11 protein-coding genes are annotated in these 17329 nt (G+C 59.1%); 5 read left to right on the forward strand and 6 right to left on the reverse strand.

Annotated features, from left to right (window positions below; genetic code table 11):
• Positions 1-9 precede the first annotated feature (9 nt).
• Positions 10-696: a DUF5998 family protein gene (locus tag LOH53_RS11985; RefSeq protein ID WP_230067982.1), complete on the reverse strand. Its 687-nt coding sequence runs from the start codon at positions 694-696 to the stop codon at positions 10-12.
• A 41-nt stretch (positions 697-737) separates the two neighbouring features.
• On the reverse strand, positions 738-3413 hold the full coding sequence (locus tag LOH53_RS11990; protein ID WP_230067983.1) for a bifunctional acetate--CoA ligase family protein/GNAT family N-acetyltransferase: 2676 nt from the start codon (positions 3411-3413) through the stop codon (positions 738-740).
• Positions 3414-3497: 84 nt separating this feature from the next.
• Here LOH53_RS11990 and LOH53_RS11995 point away from each other — a divergent pair, with 84 nt between their 5' ends.
• On the forward strand, positions 3498-6128 hold the full coding sequence (locus LOH53_RS11995; RefSeq protein ID WP_230067984.1) for a DNA gyrase/topoisomerase IV subunit A: 2631 nt from the start codon (positions 3498-3500) through the stop codon (positions 6126-6128).
• 74 nt (positions 6129-6202) lie between these two features.
• On the forward strand, positions 6203-6721 hold the full coding sequence (locus LOH53_RS12000; RefSeq protein ID WP_230067985.1) for a DinB family protein: 519 nt from the start codon (positions 6203-6205) through the stop codon (positions 6719-6721).
• Here the strand turns inward: LOH53_RS12000 and cydC are convergent.
• From cydC to LOH53_RS12015, 3 genes are all read right to left on the reverse strand, one after another.
• Entirely contained in the window at positions 6651-10229 is a 3579-nt protein-coding gene (gene cydC, locus LOH53_RS12005) for a thiol reductant ABC exporter subunit CydC (protein WP_230067986.1), read from the reverse strand. The genes LOH53_RS12000 and cydC overlap by 71 nt on opposite strands.
• A 1-nt stretch (position 10230) precedes the next feature.
• Positions 10231-11298 carry a cytochrome d ubiquinol oxidase subunit II gene (cydB, locus tag LOH53_RS12010; RefSeq protein ID WP_230067987.1) on the reverse strand — a complete coding sequence of 356 codons (1068 nt, stop codon included), beginning with the start codon at positions 11296-11298 and terminating at the stop codon, positions 10231-10233.
• Between the two features lie 87 nt (positions 11299-11385).
• Positions 11386-12978, reverse strand: a complete 1593-nt coding sequence (locus LOH53_RS12015; RefSeq protein ID WP_230067988.1) for a cytochrome ubiquinol oxidase subunit I — start codon at positions 12976-12978, stop codon at positions 11386-11388.
• 176 nt (positions 12979-13154) lie between these two features.
• Between LOH53_RS12015 and LOH53_RS12020 the strand changes: the two genes are divergently transcribed.
• Both LOH53_RS12020 and LOH53_RS12025 read left to right on the forward strand, forming a co-directional pair.
• Positions 13155-13523 (forward strand): BlaI/MecI/CopY family transcriptional regulator, encoded by a 369-nt coding sequence (locus LOH53_RS12020; RefSeq protein ID WP_230067989.1) that lies wholly within the window; start codon positions 13155-13157, stop codon positions 13521-13523.
• Positions 13524-13581: 58 nt separating this feature from the next.
• A complete protein-coding gene (locus LOH53_RS12025; protein ID WP_230067990.1) occupies positions 13582-14532 on the forward strand; it encodes a M56 family metallopeptidase in 951 nt (316 codons plus the stop codon).
• A gap of 65 nt (positions 14533-14597) precedes the next feature.
• Here LOH53_RS12025 and LOH53_RS12030 read toward each other — a convergent pair whose 3' ends face one another.
• Positions 14598-16700, reverse strand: coding sequence for a DNA gyrase/topoisomerase IV subunit B (locus LOH53_RS12030; RefSeq protein ID WP_230068087.1), 2103 nt, complete (start codon positions 16698-16700; stop codon positions 14598-14600).
• A 228-nt stretch (positions 16701-16928) separates the two neighbouring features.
• Between LOH53_RS12030 and LOH53_RS12035 the strand changes: the two genes are divergently transcribed.
• Positions 16929-17153: a DUF7455 domain-containing protein gene (locus tag LOH53_RS12035; protein ID WP_230067991.1), complete on the forward strand. Its 225-nt coding sequence runs from the start codon at positions 16929-16931 to the stop codon at positions 17151-17153.
• The last annotated feature ends 176 nt before the right edge of the window (positions 17154-17329 follow it).

Raw genomic sequence — 17329 nt, forward strand, 5'->3', positions numbered from 1 at the left:
CCACCTCGCTCAACGCCGGTAGTGGTTGCGGCCCAGACGTTGGCCAAGGACAGGGAATTTGGGTCCCTGCGCGGGCGTTCCTGGGTGGTTAGCTACTCCGGAACCAGTGTTCACGCTTCGCAGCGCACGGGCAAAGGCTTTGGCGTCCGCCACTGCTGCCAATCCGTCAGCTTCTGCGCTGATACGCAAGGCAATATCCTCTTGGGCGATCGATCCCGTGTAGCCATGATCTGCGTCGCACGCGGGGTCTCCGCAGGACGCGGGTCCCATATCGAGTCGCTGTCCACCCGACCAGGCTATGGAGACTGTCAGCTCGCGGGCCGGATCAGATGGCTTGTAGTCCTGAGGCTGCGCATAGGTGTAACTGAGCACCACTGAACGTATCTGATCCACCGGGACGGACTCCGTGGAGACCTGAGCCACCACCTGCTCGCCGGCGTCGTCAAGTTGCTGATCATCCACATGGGTGACCACCAACATTTCTTCGGTCAGTACCAGAACGGTGATGTGACGGTGTACTTCGGTGCGGTCAAAATGTGTTTCTAGGTGTATCAGGTGCGCCAGTGGGTTAGCACCGTCCAATGCGTCACTAACAACGTCCTGTACCAAGCGCGGATAAAACCCAGACCGTTGCAGGGCCGATTCAAGATCGCGGTCCGTGGTCCTCGCCGAGGGTCCGGCTCCAAAGCTGTTCATTGACCTATTTTCGCACTTTGGCACAGACTAAAGCGAACCCATCAGGAAATCATGGCCCGTCGGGCGCTATCGGTACGCTGGGCCGGGTTGCCGATGCGCAGATCTGCGGCCAAGACGCTCACTTTGTTGGGTCCCACCAGAACCGGGTTCAATTCAAGCCAGGCAATGTCCGGGTGCTCGTCCTTGAGCAGTGCCACACGAGCCACCAGATCCTCAAGTGCAGCCACGTTACCGGCCGGCAAACCTTCATAACCAAAGAGCTTCACTGACGCACGAGGCCCCCTGACTAGTTCTTCCACATCCCGGGTGGAGAGCGGAGGTACCCGGTGTGACCAATCGTTGAGTAAGTTCACGGCATCGCCGGAAAGGCCAAAAGAGACAACGGGTCCCAGCAAGGGGTCCTCGATGGCACGCAGGGTGCACGACTGCCCCACTTCCGCCATGCTTTGTACTTCAAATTCCGTACTGCCGTAAGGTTCCAGTAGCTTGCGCATCTGGGCGATGTTGCGACGCAACGATTGAGCGTTTTCAATGTTGATGCGCACGCCGCCTAGATCCAAGCGGTGCCGCAAAGTCGCGTCAAGGGTCTTGATGGCGACCGGCCAACCAAGCCGTTCGGCTGCGGCCACGGCCTCGTCTTCGCTAGAGAACGGAACGGACTCAAGCACTTCAATCCCATAATGAGCCAGTAGCTCCGCTGTCCGGAGAGGATCAAGAGTGAGAAGCTCATTGCCCAGGACGTCTTCCCTCCAGCGCTCCAGGATCTGCGCTGCCGCTTGAGGAGCCACACCACGGGGCGGATCAAAGCTGGGTGTTTCCAGCGTCAGCCATTGCGCATAAGAGGTCACAGCTGCGAGCGCCGCAATTGCTGCTCCGGGGCTGGAATAGGCTGGCAGCCCATCCCCCAGCTGCCGGTTTACATGGATACGCACGTCGACGATCCCGGTGAAGACGGCCACCACGGGTTTGCCAGCCTGTTCGGAGCACTTTTTGAGTGTCTCCGCGATGACATCAACTCTGAGCCCGACGACCGGCAGCAAGGTGACGATAGCCTGATCTACGTCTGGACGCGCCAGCACTTGTGACAAGGTGCGTTGGAGCAGCGGGAGTGCCACAGATTGGCCTGTGTCCAACTTCAGATCAGCGATGATTCCGGCCACACGTAAACCTTCTTGCTCGGCGGCGTCGGCCACCACCTTGCCCAAGGCCAGCGAGTTGCTCAGGATGGCTAAGCCCGGCCCCTTGGGTAACGGCTGACTCACCAGAATCTGAGCGACGTCGGCCAACTGTTCAATGGTGTCAACCCTGATGACGCCGGACTGGCGAAGCATGGAATCCAGGGCTCCGCTGGGGGCCTGCGTGGTTCGTACTGCATGCCCCGGGGGTAAACGAAGGCCCATGGTGTCAGATTTCGCCACAATGACAGGCTTACGCCGGGCTAATCGCCGGGAGATTCGGGAGAATTTGCGTGGGTTTCCGATGGATTCCAGGTAGAGGGCGCACACTGTGGTGTTGGGATCGTCCTCCCAAAACTGCATCAGGTCATTTCCTGAGACGTCAGCTCGGTTGCCGGCTGAAAGGACGGTGGAAAGTCCCACTTCGCGTCGGCTCAACGACGCGTACAAGGACACTCCGATGGCCGCAGACTGGGTAAAAATGCCCAGTCCCCCGCGTCGGAGCGGAACTGGTGCCATCGACGCGTTCAAGGACACTGCTGGATCGGTGTTGGCCAATCCCAGGGACGCCGGACCCACTAGCCGCATGCCATTGGCCCGGGCTTGGCGCACTAAGGTGCGCTGGAGCGCCATGCCCCGTTCGCCGTCGTCGGCAAACCCTGCTGTTGCCACCACCAGCCCCTTGACACCTGCGGCACCGCATTGTTGGACCACAGAGAGCAGTTGCTCATACGGGACGGCAATGACGGCCAAGTCAACGGGGCCCGGAACTTCGCCAATAGTGGCGTAGGGCATCATGCCGGAGACTTCCAGAGCTTCCTGGTTGACCGCATACAGTGCCCCCGTGAATCCGTCCTCAACCACGTGCTCCAGTAATTGCTGCCCAACGCTGCCCCACGCCCGGCTGGCCCCGATGACGGCTACGGAGCGCGGTGCTACCAACCCCGTCACACTGAGGGCCTCGGCACGGTGTTCACGCGATTCCATGACTGCCCGCGATTTTTCGGTGGGATCAATATTGAAGGCCAATGAGACCACTCCGTCATCAAAGTGCCGATGGACCTCGTAGCCGGCGTCGGAGAAGACCTGCATCATCTTCCGGTTTTCCGGCAAGACTTCCGCGGTAAATTTACCGATCCCGTTTTCCCTGGCAGCCGCAGCAAGGTGCTCCAGAAGGATCGAGCCAAGCCCGCGCCCCTGATTCGCATCCGAGACGTTGAACGCCACCTCGGCCTCTGCAGGGTTGTCCAAACGGTCGTAGCGGCCAATCCCTATGATCTCCACACCATGGGTGATGACAAACGCCACCCGATCCCTGTAGTCCAGTTCCGTGAACCGGCGCAGTTCTTTGGGAGTCAGCTGTGACTTGTAGGTAAAGAAGCGCAAATAGATAGAATTCTGGGACTGCGCCATGTGAAACGCTTGGACAGCGTCGGCATCGTCGGCTCTCATGGGACGTAAATGTCCCGTCCCGCCGTCTCGCAGGACGACGTCTGCCTCCCAATATGCCGGATATACGGGTACGGACTCTGGCTTCACCATAGAATCACTGTACCGACATGTTTGCATTACTAGGCCAATGTCCGGCAGTAACATCCGCAGCACAGAATAGGAACCCCCGCCACCATGGCCAAGCGCCAACCGCCAGTAGACGATGACTTCACCGAGAACATTGTTGATATAGACGTCTCCAGCGAAATGGAAGGCTCCTTCCTGGAGTATGCCTACTCGGTGATTTACTCCCGCGCGCTCCCTGATGCCAGAGACGGCCTCAAGCCTGTGCAGCGCCGCATCCTCTACATGATGGCGGATATGGGCCTTACCCCGGATAAGGCGCACGTCAAGAGTGCTCGCGTGGTGGGCGAGGTCATGGGCAAGTTGCACCCACATGGTGACTCTGCCATCTACGACACCATGGTGCGTATGGCCCAATCGTGGACCCTGCGCCTGCCGCTCATTGACGGGCATGGCAACTTCGGTTCGCTCGATGACGGCCCCGCGGCATCCCGTTACACGGAAGCCAGACTCGCCGCACCGGCTCTGGCCTTGACGGGCAACCTCGGCGAGGACGTGGTGGACTTCGTGCCCAACTACGACGGCCAAATTATGCAGCCTTCGGTGCTCCCTGCGGCGTACCCCAACCTTTTGGTCAATGGCGCCACCGGCATTGCCGTGGGAATGGCGACCAATATGGCACCGCACAACCTCGGTGAGGTCATTGCAGCCACTCAACATTTGATCGCCAACCCCGATGCCACTCTCGAAGACATTATGGCGTACATCCCGGGCCCGGACCTGCCCTCCGGAGGCCGGATTGTAGGCCTTGCCGGCATTCGGGACGCCTACGCCACTGGCCGGGGGTCGTTCAAGACACGGGCCAAGATCGCTGTCGAACAGCTCTCGCCTCGCCGCGTTGGATTGGTCGTCACCGAACTGCCATACCTGATCGGACCTGAAAAGGTTGTTGAGAAGGTCAAAGACGCGATCAACGCCAAGAAACTTGTGGGTATTTCGGATCTCGTCGATCTGACGGACCGCAAACACGGACTGCGTTTGGTCGTGGAAATCAAGAATGGTTTCAATCCCGCCGCTGTCATGGCCCAGTTGTACCGATACACCCCCATGGAAGACTCATTCGGCATTAATAACGTGTGTCTGGTGGACGGACAGCCCCAGACTCTTGGTCTGGTGGAACTGCTCAAGGTCTTCCTCACTCATCGGATTGACGTGGTCCGGCGCCGGACAGCTTTTCGCCTGGGAAAAAAGCAAGACCGCCTGCATCTGGTAGAAGGCCTGCTCATCGCGATCGTCGAAATTGACGAGGTGATTGCGATCATCCGCACCTCCGATGAGGTGGCGTCTGCGCGTCAACGTCTCATGGACATTTACGACCTCACCGAAGTCCAAGCCGACTACATCCTGGCTCTTCGTCTGCGTCAACTCACTCGGTTCTCCCTAGTGGAGTTGGAGAGCGAACGCGATGAGCTGCACCGGGAAATTGCCGAACTTCTTGCGATCCTTGAATCCCGGGAAATTCTCCATCAGCTGGTCTCGGACGAGTTGGGCGAGGTTGCAGCCAAATACGCTACGCCACGGCGCACAGTTTTGCTGGAGTCCGAGGCAATGGCCCCATCAGTGGCTAAGGCTCTTGCCGCGGCCGGGCCGGCTGGGAATGGAAAACTGGCTCCACTGGCGTTGGAAATAGCCGATGACCCCTGTTGGGTGGTGCTCAGCGCAACTGGACAAATTGCCCGCACGTCCACAGCTGACACATTTACCGACAACGGTGCCAGAAGCAAGCACGACGTGTTCGCCTCGATTGTGCGCACCAGTGCCCGCTCCGAGGTGGGCGCGCTGACGTCACTGGGCAGGATGGTGAGGCTACAGGTGGTTGATATGCCCGCGCTTCCCCCAACCAATGCCCTTCCGAACTTGGCTGGTGGAGTAGCCGCCAAAGAATTCATTACCCTGACCAAGGGCGAAACTCTGATCGGGTTTGTCCCGCTCAACGAGGTCTTCGCTGTGGGCACAGCTGCCGGAGTCGTCAAACGCATCATGCCCGAGTACCCGTTGAACCGGGATGAGTGGGACTTCATTGCCTTGAAGCCCAAGGACCGTGTGGTCGGCGCCGCAGTAGCCCCGGACGACGCCGATCTGGTGTTTATCTCCGCCCAAGCCCAACTGCTGCGGTACAGTGCCGCGAACGTTCGCCCGCAAGGCCGCTCCGCTGGCGGTATGGCTGGAATGAAACTAAGCGCCGGTGACTACGTTATTAGCTTTGCTGTGGTTTCCCCGTCCGACGAAGACGCAGTGGTAGTTACTGTGGCCGGGGGGCAGGAGGCTCTGCCCGGGACGCCTTCGGGCAGCGCGAAGGTCACAGCTTTTGCTGAATATCCCACCAAAGGACGGGCCACGGGCGGTGTCCGCGCCCACCGGTTCGTCAAGGGCGAGGACAGGCTCACACTGGCTTGGGCTGGCCACGGTCCAGCTAAGGCGTCCACGTCCTCTGGGGTGGCCCGGGCGCTACCCGTCGAGCACGGGCATCGAGATGGCTCAGGCGTTGCATTGTCTGCTGTCATTGATTTACTCGGGCCCAACTTGACGGCACCCAACACTCCGGTGCCCAGTCCAACTCCCAACAGCGCAGATGCGGCTAGCAGCACGGAGCCAACACCCCGAGAGCTGTCCGCGCCGTCGGCTCATCCCACTCCCGTCCCGGATGCGTTGCAGGAGGCGTTTGATCTCCCCACTGACTAGAGCCCGGAGCAGTTTGCTGTCCACGGCGTAAAAATGGCAAGCATCGTAACCCGGGAACACCATAGACTGGCCACATGCCTATCATTGCCGATAATAAAGACTGGACCTGGGTACTTGCGAGGGCTTGCCCGGACTGTGGTTTTGACGCCTCCAGCACCACTCCGGCCACACTGGCGACAACCATTCCCGCCTTGCTACCGCGATGGCAGCAAGCACTCAAGAGGGCTGACGTGGAGCAGCGTCCCAACGATTCGACGTGGTCGGTACTCGAATACGCCGCGCACATCCGGGACGTTTTTGACCTCTTTGCGGGGCGACTAGAGGCAATGCTTGCCACAAACAACCCAACTTTTGCCGACTGGGATCAAGACCAGGCTGCTTTGAATGGTAACTACGATTCCCTTGAGCCCTCAGAAGTCTCCGGAGAGCTTGTCCAATGTGGTCAAGATGCTGCCGAGGCCTTTGGCGCTGTCAACAGTGAGCTTTGGGAACGACGTGGCCTTCGCAGCAATGGCACAGAATTCACCATTTTGACACTATCTGGCTATTTTCTGCACGAATTGATCCATCACCTGCACGATGTGGACGCCTGAGCAGTCCCGCGTCAGCATCGTTTTCGGCTTCGCCGCCGCCTAGTTCCAGATGGGAATCGCCACTGCTAGCCAGAGCGGGGTCATGCGTCACCAGCACCACGGCCGCTTGAGAGAGGGCCGCACGGAGCTCCACAATCAGCGTGGCGGCCTCGTCCACACCTAGATGTGCAGTTGGTTCGTCAAGAAGTACGACGCCGGCACCTGCCACGAGTGTTCTGGCCACTGACAAGCGAGTCCGCTGCCCACCGGAAAGGTGATGTCCGCCAGGTCCAACACGCGTCGACAACCCATCCGGCAAGCCGCAATACCAAGTTTTAAGACCCACGGTTTCAATGACCCGTTCCAGTTCGTCATCCTGCGGCGCATCCACCGCCGGACGTGCTAGCGCTAAATTGGCTCGCAGAGAGGAGTTGAACAAGTACGACTCCTGCGGACACCAAGCCACCCGTCCTAGCGCAGCGAGCGTCGGCGGCTTTTCGTTGAGCGTATAGCTCCCCTGAACTGGCTTGAGAAAACCTAGTAAAACAGCAAGCAGCGTTGATTTTCCCGACCCGGACGGCCCACTCACGGTCCACCACCTACCCCGCATCGTGCTGCCACTGACGCCGCTAAACACTTGCTGGCGCATCCCTGGGTAGCGGGCCGTGATGTTTTCCACCTTCACATCTGTGATCGTCAACCCACGAGCATCTGCAGGTACATCGTCGGGCTTGAACGCACTAGTTTCCACCGTCGTTGCGGAATCGAGCAACGGCATCGTCCGTGCCATCATGGCTGACAATACGGGCAACTGTTCCACCGCTTCGATGTACTGGCCCAAGGGTTCTGCCAACGCCAGCATCAACAGGGCAACCACGGCGGCAGCCCGGGGGTCGGTCCCGGCTCCAACACATACTGCTGCCACCGCCACCGCGGCGAGAGACGTCAGCAGCGAAACAGCTGATTGGCCCAAGCCGTTGGCCCACGCCATGCGGCGCAGGGGTGCGGCAACGCCAGAATCGCTGACAGCAAACGCATCAGCTTGGACAGCACCTACACCATTGGCCCGTAGTTGCTCCGCTGCCCCCAAGAGTGTGGTGGCTCGAGAGGCCAGCCAGGACCGATGCAGGGCTGCCGCTGCGGCGGAATTCCTCTGCGCCCGGTACACAATCACTGGCAATGCCACCATGGCCAACACTCCAAGGATCACTACGACCGTAGCTGCAGGGGGCACCAGCAAGACTGTCGCCGCCAGCACGCCAAGATAAGAGAGCACAGCTGCGGGAATCGGCACAACCACTCGAGGAAGTGCGTCTCGGAGCTCGTCAACGTCGGCGATCAGCGTGCCAAGAGCACCGCCGGAACGTGTGAGCTTCCCCCAATGGCGCACATCCGTACCCAAGGCATCCCACAGGTCCAGCCGCAGCCTCGCCGCCCATCGGAACACCGCATCATGAGTAAGTAGCCGTTCAGAGTAGCGCAGCACCGAACGAGCGATCCCAAAAGTCCGAACTCCCACAATGAGCGTCATAAGATACATGATGGGTGGCGCGGATGCCGCCCAGACAATCAACCAGCCCGATATTCCAGCGAGCGCGGCGGCACTGAGCGTGGCCAACGCAGCAACCAACACGCCGGCGATGAAGCGTGGCGACCGCAGCGGCAAATGTCGCAGCCAGCTCCATTGAAAGCTTGGAGCGATGGACCCTTCGGGCAGATCTGCGCTGTTCGTCGTAGCAGCGTTGGCGCGCAGTGTTTCAGCGCCAACAGCGTCTGACGTACCAAGGTTTGGTCTACAAAAGTCTGGCTCGCCAACGTCTGACGTACCAACGGCGACGGCCTCCAGGGCCGCATGGTCTCCAGTTCCCCGCAAAAGCGCCGCAAGTAAGGTGTCATGCGTGGCTACAACCAGGGCAAGAGAGCCTGCAAGTGCCGCGATGGCGACCCTCACACAGCGTGCTGAGACGGGGTCAAGGTGAGCTGTTGGTTCATCGAACAGGGCTAGTTCCACGGCTGGATCAACAGCAATCCGAGCCAGCGCACGAGCCACCGCCACGCGGCGCAACTCACCGGGGCTGCACTGTAATGGTGCGCGCCCCCCAAGGTGAAGAGCGTTCACCGATGCTAAAGCCCTCTGCACGACTGCCGGTGACACCGGTATTCTAGCCGGGCCACCAGCATAAAGCGCTACTTCCTTGGCCACGGTTTCCTCGGTAAAGAGGGGGTGCTGCGCTATCCAGATCACGGCGTTGCGGGGCGGGGTACGTAAAGAACCCGTCAGCTCCAGAACACGGGGAATTTTCCCCTGGTCCACTGCCTTATTCCCGGTTGGCCCACTGACATCGCCCAGCAGACCAGCCATCGCTGCAAGAGCGGTTGACTTTCCGGTTCCGCTGGCGCCATCCAGCACAAGCACCCCGCCGGGTTCCACTGACGCCGTGAAGGAGTCTAGGGCGGCTTCCGTCCTTCCTGGATACATCACGGTGAACGCCCTAGCATGCACTGCCAGCCCCACCGGATCGCCTGAAGCGGTGGCCACGACGTTGGACCTTGTTGTTGGGCAATCATCTGCGCCCGCACCGGCCTCCAGAATTTCGTTTACACGCCGCAAAGCTTCAACGCCGTCTTCACTGCCATGATGAGCAGCACCGATGTCGCGTAGGGGACGGAAACACTCCGGGGCAAGCATTAGTGCCAGCAATCCAGCATCGAGTGAGAACTGCCCCGTCACCAGGCGGACACCTATGAACACCGCAACCAGTGCCACCGAGATGGTACTGATCAGCTCCAACGCCATTGCTGAGAGAAACGCTGTACGCAAGGTGGCCATTGTGGATATGCGGTACTTTTCAGAAACGTCGGCTAATGCTTGACGCTGCGCTCCAGCTCTCCGCAGGCCAACCAAGACGGGCAGTCCGCGGGCTAGTTCGAGTAGATGATTGGACAAACGATCCAAGCCTTGGGCCGCCAAGTGCACGCGATCCTGTGTGTGGAAGCCAATCAAAATCATGAACACGGGCACCAGAGGGATTGTCAGCGCAACGATGAGAGCGCTGACCCAATCGGTAACGAGGATCGTCAGCCCGATCAGTAGTGGCAGAACGGCACAAGTGACCAACGCCGGCAGATAGGCCGTGAAATAGTTGTCCAAACCATCCAGTCCACGGCTGGCCAGCATCCCTTCAGCGCCGGTCCCCTCTTCGGAACTGCTACCGCCGACACCGCCATTGCCACTGAGGCGATGCACCATCAGACGTGCTCGCAGCTCCTCCTTTGTACCTAGCGCTGCACGGCGAGCCAGGATCTTTTGGCCCCACACAGTCCCTGCCAATAGCAGCGCACCTAGAGAACCCTGAATGCTCAGTCGCGCAAGGTCGGGCTGCGTTCCGCCTGCCCATCCGGCAAGAGCATGCGCCAAGGCACTCATGAGTAGCACGAGGGCTACGGCTTTCAGCGCTGCGAGCCCCCCGAGCCCGGCGAGTGCAAGACGGGTGTGCTGGCCGGACGGAAGAACAGGACGCGGGCTCATTTTATGCTTTCACATCGGCATTGCGAGGTGTTGAATGGGTGTCCGGTCCAACAGCCGGCTCAAAGTCATGAGGTTCGGGCAGGTGTGCAACACTGATGCGTTTACGGAAAATCCAGTAAGTCCACGCCTGGTAGGCCAGCACGAGAGGTACCCCCACTGCTGCCACGATCGTCATCAGTCGCAAGGTATAGGCGGACGAGGAGGCGTTGGTGACGGTCAGGTTCCATACGGGGTTCAGGGTGGACGGGAGCACCACAGGGAAGGCAGCGCTGAAAATGGCACTACTTCCCAGAATCAGAAAAGTTCCCAGTGCCAAGAAGCTGGTGCCTTCCCGACCTTTCCCATTAGCGAGCCACCCAACCACCGCGGCTAGCACTGCCACAGCTATCAGTACCCAGCTAAACCACTTGCCATTCATCAATGCCACGGCTATGACCCAGCCGGCAAGCGGTAGTAGGCACACTGGCAGCCATCGGCTTACTAGACGGCGGGCGCGATGACGGACGTCGCCGTCGGTCTTCAGGGCCAGGAACGCAGCAGCCTGGATGAGGCAGAACCCCACAAGAGCGAGCCCGCCCAGTACCGCGTACCACGTGAACCAGGCAAACGGGCCACCCACGCGGTCGCCGTTTTCATTCAACGGCAGGCCGGTGGTGGTCAAGGCCAGCATGGCACCGATGCCAAAAGCGGCAACAAAGGATCCAACGGCAATAGCCCAGTCCCAAGCGCGACGCCAAGAATCACGATGGATCTTGCCACGGTATTCAAAAGCAACCGCCCGGAAAATCAAGGCCAAGAGGACAAAGACCAGAGGGATGTAAAGCGCTGAAAACAAGGACGCATACCAGAACGGAAAGGCGGCAAAAGTGGCTCCGCCAGCCGTAATGAGCCAGACCTCGTTGCCATCCCAGACCGGACCTACCGTGTTCAGGAGCAGCCGGCGCTCCTTTTCGTCGCGGGCGAACGTCTTCATCAGCATGCCAACGCCCAGATCGAAGCCCTCTAAGAACAGGTACCCGGTCCAGAGCACAGCAATGAGAATAAACCATAGTGTGGGGAGGAAATCCATTGAATGAATCCTTAGCTTAGGTTGGTCGACGCGGGAGTGGCGAAGCGGGTGCGCGAGTCGGCGCTCGTAGGTGAGTGCGCCGGCAGGCTAATAGGCGAATGCAAGAACATCTTCGCTATCTTTCCCACCCGTATGGTCGCCGCCGCCACCTTCGCCTGTGTCATCGAAGTGCCCCAGCTCTGGCATGGCGGACGCTACGCCGCCACGAATGTATTTGGTGAGCAGAACCACTTCAACCACCAACAACACCGCGTACACCGCGCCGAGTGCCACGAGCGAAAAGATCAGCTCCCCCGCCGAGACACCTGGAGAAACGGCTGCTGCCGTGAACATGAAAACCTGGTCCACGCCGGACACAGAAGGGTTGGGGGCCACAACGAAAGGCTGCCGGCCCAACTCCGTAAAGATCCAGCCTGCGGCGTTGGCGCCGAACGGCGCCAAGATGCCCACCAGGGCCAGACGCATCAACCATTTCGCCTGCGGTACCGTTCCCTTGCGTGCAATCCACAGGGCCAGTCCCGAAGCCATGGCGGCGAGGGCGCCGAAGCCGATCATCATCCGGAATCCCCAGTACGTCACCGCCATGACGGGCACGTAGTTGATAGCTTGGCCAGCTCGGTCACCGTATAGGGGATTATCCGGCAAAGTGGAGCCGTATTTCGCCTGGTATTCCGGTACCAGCGTATTGACGCCCTTGATATCAGTGGTGAAGTCGTTGTGCGCCAAGAATGAGAGCAGTCCTGGAATCTCCATCACGGCCACTACTTTGGAGCAGTCTTTGCTGCTCAGATCCCCGACCGAAAGAATGGAGAAGCTGGTGCCGTCGTGGCAGGCAGCCTCTGCTGCCGCCATCTTCATAGGTTGTTGTTCGAACATGAGCTTGCCCGACATGTCTCCAGATACTGCAGATCCGGCAAAAGCGATCATTGCCACCACCGCACCGAAACGTAGGGATTTGATCCATACTGAGTGATCCGTCTTATCCCGTCCCGGTATGGTTTTCGATTCTCCCACCACCACACGGCCCATTGCATCGACGGTGTCGATTCCGTCACGCCGACGCCGCCAGAGGTGGTACCAGGAAATGCCTAGCAAAAAACCTCCAGCCACAGCCAAGGCACCAGTCATGGTGTGGAAAAAGGCGACTAGCGCGGTGTTATTGGTAAACACGGCCCACGCGTCCACCATCTGCGGGTAACCATCAACTAACTGAACGCCCACGGGATGCTGCATCCACGAATTGGCCACCAAGATGAAATAGGCGGAGACGATGGACCCAGAGACGGCAACCCACAAGCAGGCCAGATGAATCTTGGCAGGTAGCTTTTTCCAGCCAAAAATCCACAAGCCCAAGAAGGTCGACTCCACAAAGAACGCCAGTAATGATTCCATGGCTAGGGGCGCACCAAAGACGTCTCCCACAAAACGGCTGTACTCGCTCCACGCCATGCCGAATTGGAACTCCTGCACAATTCCAGTGGCGACACCCATTATGAAGTTGATCAGGAACAGCTTGCCCCAGAACTTTGTGGCTCGGAGGTATTCTTCCCTTCCGGTCCGGTGCCAGGATGTCTGTAAAATTGCGACCAACAGTCCAAGTCCGATGGTCAATGGGACCATCAAAAAGTGATAAACGGTGACAATCCCGAACTGCCATCGGGCAATGTCCAGAGCTTCCATCAATAACCCTCGATCTACAAAAAGCGCGAACTGCACCAATATTTCTACACGTTGTAGAACTTCAAGTTCTACCCTGTGTAGAACATTGCTGTCAAAACCTGTACATTTACTTCTGTAGACATGAAAGTCCACCAGGGTCCGCTTGGGCCGCAAACACGAACATAGAGGTATCTTGCATGGCAACACTTGGAGATCTTGAGCGCGCGGTTATGGATCTTCTATGGGAGCACCCGGAAGCAATCACGGCCAACTCCCTACGCGACCTCCTCTCAGGGCGCCCCTCGGCCACAGACACCCGGCCACTGGCCGTCACGACGGTCCTGACGGTGCTTTCCCGCCTAGAAAAAAAGGCATTGGTAGAGCGGGAACGCTCCTCACGCCCGCACCGTTACCGCGCTGTCACCAGCCGCGCCGAGCACACGGCCGAACTCATGCTCGAGGTATTGGGCTCGGCACCAGACCGCGAAGCCGTTCTAGCACGTTTCATCGGCACCGTGAGCGAGGGCGAAGCCGCAACACTTCGTAAGTTACTCGGGCACGACTGAGTTCATCCGCGCGGAGCGTAGCTCCGGACCCCGACCCGAGACGGTAGTTTTGTAAAACATGTTCTGGACCTCGTGGCTCTTGGCGGGCCTTGCCATCGCCTTGGCTTGGCCTGTTCCCGTCTTCCTTTCGCGCGCCAGCTGGCCCGCCAGAGCGCCCTTCGCTGCCATGGTCCTGTGGCAGGCCATTGCCCTTGCCGGTGGGCTGTCCATGATCGGAGCCATGCTGTTCTGGGGGCTGCTGCCACTGGGCGGCAATTTGGGGGAAGGCCTAGAGGGTCTAAGGCGGATAATCCTCGGCCAAGAATCCCTTGACCGCTTGGGCTTTATTCATACCTTCGCGCTCTCAGCGGCAGGACTGCTCACCGTCCATCTACTCTTCACCCTCTGGTTGACATATTTCCGCATCAACCGCCAACGGCGCCATCACCGCGATTTGTTGCACTTGCTCAGCTTTCCGGATGCCGAGCGCCCGGACACGCTGGTCATCAACCACAAAGCCCCGGTCGCCTACTGCCTGCCAGGTGGTTCGCGCTCCGTAACCGTGCTCTCCGACGGACTCATGGCTTTGCTTTCGCCCGAAGAACTGCGTGCTGTCCTCCTCCACGAGCAAACGCACTTGGCCCAACGCCACCACCTTTTACTGTGGGCGTTTGCCGCCTGGCGCGCGGCCTTGCCATGGCTGCCTACCTCCAAATTGGCTCAGCGCGCAGTTTCGTCACTCATTGAGATCATGGCCGACGACGTCGCCCTGCGCCACGTCACGAAATCGACACTTGTTGCCGCGATCGCTCTAGTGGCCAGTGGCTCCTCGGAGCTCCCGGCAGCCGCCTTGGTCGGGGGCTCCGGAGAGAAAATTGACACTCCCGCCACGACCTCAGCCAGACTGAGCAGGCTTCTGACTCCGGAGCCCGCGCTAGGAACCGGAGCACAAGTCCTAATTTTGAGTGGAGCGCTTCTACTCCTGGCAGCTCCCACGGCACTGCTGACGGTGCCCGGGCTACTGCACTAAAACTCCTTGACGGCAGCCGCGTCTTCTCCCTCAAGCTGTCCTGCGGACAACTGCTCTCCGGACAGCTAGGCGTCGATCCGCTCGACGTCTAGGTGCTCACTTCCGGCAACAATAAATTCCTTGCGCGGAGCAACTTCGGAGCCCATCAGCAGCTCAAATGTCCGCTCTGCGCGATCCGCATCGATGCTAGTTACCCGGCGCAACATTCGGTGACGGGGGTCCATTGTGGTCTCAGCCAATTGCTCCGCATCCATCTCGCCGAGACCCTTGTAACGCTGGATGGGCTTTTTATAATTTTTGCCCGCCTTCTCCAACTTGGACTGCAACGCATGCAGTTCCCTCTCCGAGTACGTGTACACCATCTCGTTAGGCTTGGAGCCGGAATGGACGATCTCTACCCGATGCAAAGGCGGGACTGCCGCGTACACGTTGCCGGCGTCGATCATGGGGCGCATATATCTAAAGAAAAGCGTCAAGAGTAATGTGCGGATGTGGGCACCGTCGACGTCGGCATCCGTCATGAGGATGACCTTGCCGTAGCGGGCGGACTCAAGGTCAAAGCTGCGGCCAGAGCCCGCGCCGACGACCTGGATGAGGGCTGCGCATTCGGCATTCGCCAGCATGTCGCCCACCGACGCTTTTTGCACGTTCAGAATTTTGCCTCGAATCGGAAGCAGAGCCTGAAAGTCGGAGGAGCGGGCCAGCTTGGCAGTACCCAGGGCGCTGTCTCCCTCGACTATGAACAGCTCACTTCTCTTAACGTCGTTGCTACGGCAATCTGCCAGCTTGGTGGGCAATGACGAGGTCTCGAGGGCGTTCTTGCGGCGTTGGGTCTCCTTATGCACACGAGCAGAGATCCTCGATTTCATTTCCGAGACGACCTTCTCCAACAGCGTCGCAGACTGAATCTTCTCGCCACGGGCACTAGATTCCAGCTTGGCCTTGAGCTCCCGTTCTACCACTTTCGCCACGATGCCCTTGACGGCAGCCGTGCCTAGAATCTCCTTCGTCTGGCCCTCAAACTGCGGTTCTGCCAGACGAACCGTCAGTACGGCTGTCATGCCCGCCATCACGTCGTCTTTTTCGATTTTGTCGTTCCCGGCCTTGAGTTTGCGCGCGTTGGACTCAATAACTTTGCGGAACGTCTTCAACAAGGCCTGTTCAAAGCCTTCTTGGTGCCGGCCGCCCTTCGGGGTGGCAATGATATTGACGAAACTACGCATAGTGGTTTCGTATCCAACACCCCAACGCAGGGCAATATCCACTTCACAGTCCCGTTCAACGGCAGTGCTCTCTAGATGGCCCTCGGCGTTGAGCACCGGCACAGTCTCAGTGAATGATCCACCACCTTGTAGACGCCAAATGTCGGTGACCTGTCCACCGACAGAAAGAAAGTCAACGAATTCTGAAATGCCGCCGTCGTGGTGAAAAAGCTCCTCGTGGGAGGCGAACTCGCCCGGCGTACCGGCCATGCGCCGTTCATCGCAGACTGTGATTTTTAAGCCCGGCACCAAAAAGGAAGTCTGACGTGCACGGGCAACTAGTTCTTCGTAAGAGAATTTCGCGTCTGCAGTAAAGATCTGCCGGTCGGCCCAATATCGAATCCGGGTTCCCGTGACCCCACGCTTGGTAGTGCCCACAATATCCACGCTGGACTTCTCAACGAACGGCTCAAAGGAAACATCCGGGCTCAGAGTCCGCCCAGTGTCCATGAAGTGGCCGGGCTCCCCACGCCGGAAGCTCATTTGGTGAGTCTTACCCCCACGGTCAACCTGGGCGTCCATGCGCGCAGAAAGTGCGTTGACCACACTGGCACCAACACCATGCAGGCCACCTGAAGCCGCGTAGGAACTACCTCCAAACTTGCCTCCGGCATGGAGTTTAGTCAGTACGACCTCGAGCCCACTCAGGCCTGTTTTCGGCTCGATGTCCACGGGAATGCCACGGCCTTCGTCATGCACCTCAACGGAATTGTCCCTATGCAAGATGACCTTGATGTTCTGTCCGTAGCCAGCAAGAGCCTCATCGACCGAATTATCGATTATTTCCCACAAGCAATGCATCAGCCCGCGTGAGTCTGTGGAGCCAATGTACATACCGGGTCGTTTCCGCACGGCTTCAAGGCCCTCCAGCACGGAAAGGTGGCGGGCACTGTAATCGGAACTCATTCGTGCCACTGCGGCATACTCCTTGTGACGGTTGAGGCAGGCGATGATCGGAACTAAGCAGGGCACCTGGGCCCTTATCAAGGTTAACGTCTCTTGAGCCCGGAGCTGAACAGGCATGCCGATACGCACGCCTTGAGCTACGCGGTAAGCGAAAGTAGGCCGTGGCGGGCATGGTATTGGCCCCCTTGGTGGTTGTATGAAGTACAAGATCTTTTGAAGGAGGCCATCATGACTACCACCGCCATTGCCAGCCGAGAGCTGAACACGATGGATCGCTGCGACCGATGCGGGGCACAAGCTTACGTCCGCGTAGTGCTGGAATCCTCGGGCGGCGAACTACTTTTCTGTGGGCACCATGCCCGTTCGGTGGAGAGTACCCTTCGCCCACTAGCCTCAGAATGGCACGACGAGACCAGCCGGCTCAACGAGAAGACACCCGTCTCTGTCGATTAGAAACAAAGCGTCGATTAGAAACAAAGCCAAAGGGCTCCAAGAATGAACGGATCCCCGGAAGCTGGGCTCGGTAGCTAAGAGTCTGCGAAGAGAGTGTCTGAGCCCGAAATTTCATTGGGCTCAGACACTCTCTTCGTTAACGAGATGGTGTTGGAGTTGTATCCGTGGAGACAGTC

It is taken from the genome of Arthrobacter cryoconiti (assembly GCF_020905375.1).
GTDB classification, from domain to species: Bacteria; Actinomycetota; Actinomycetes; order Actinomycetales; family Micrococcaceae; genus Specibacter; species Specibacter cryoconiti.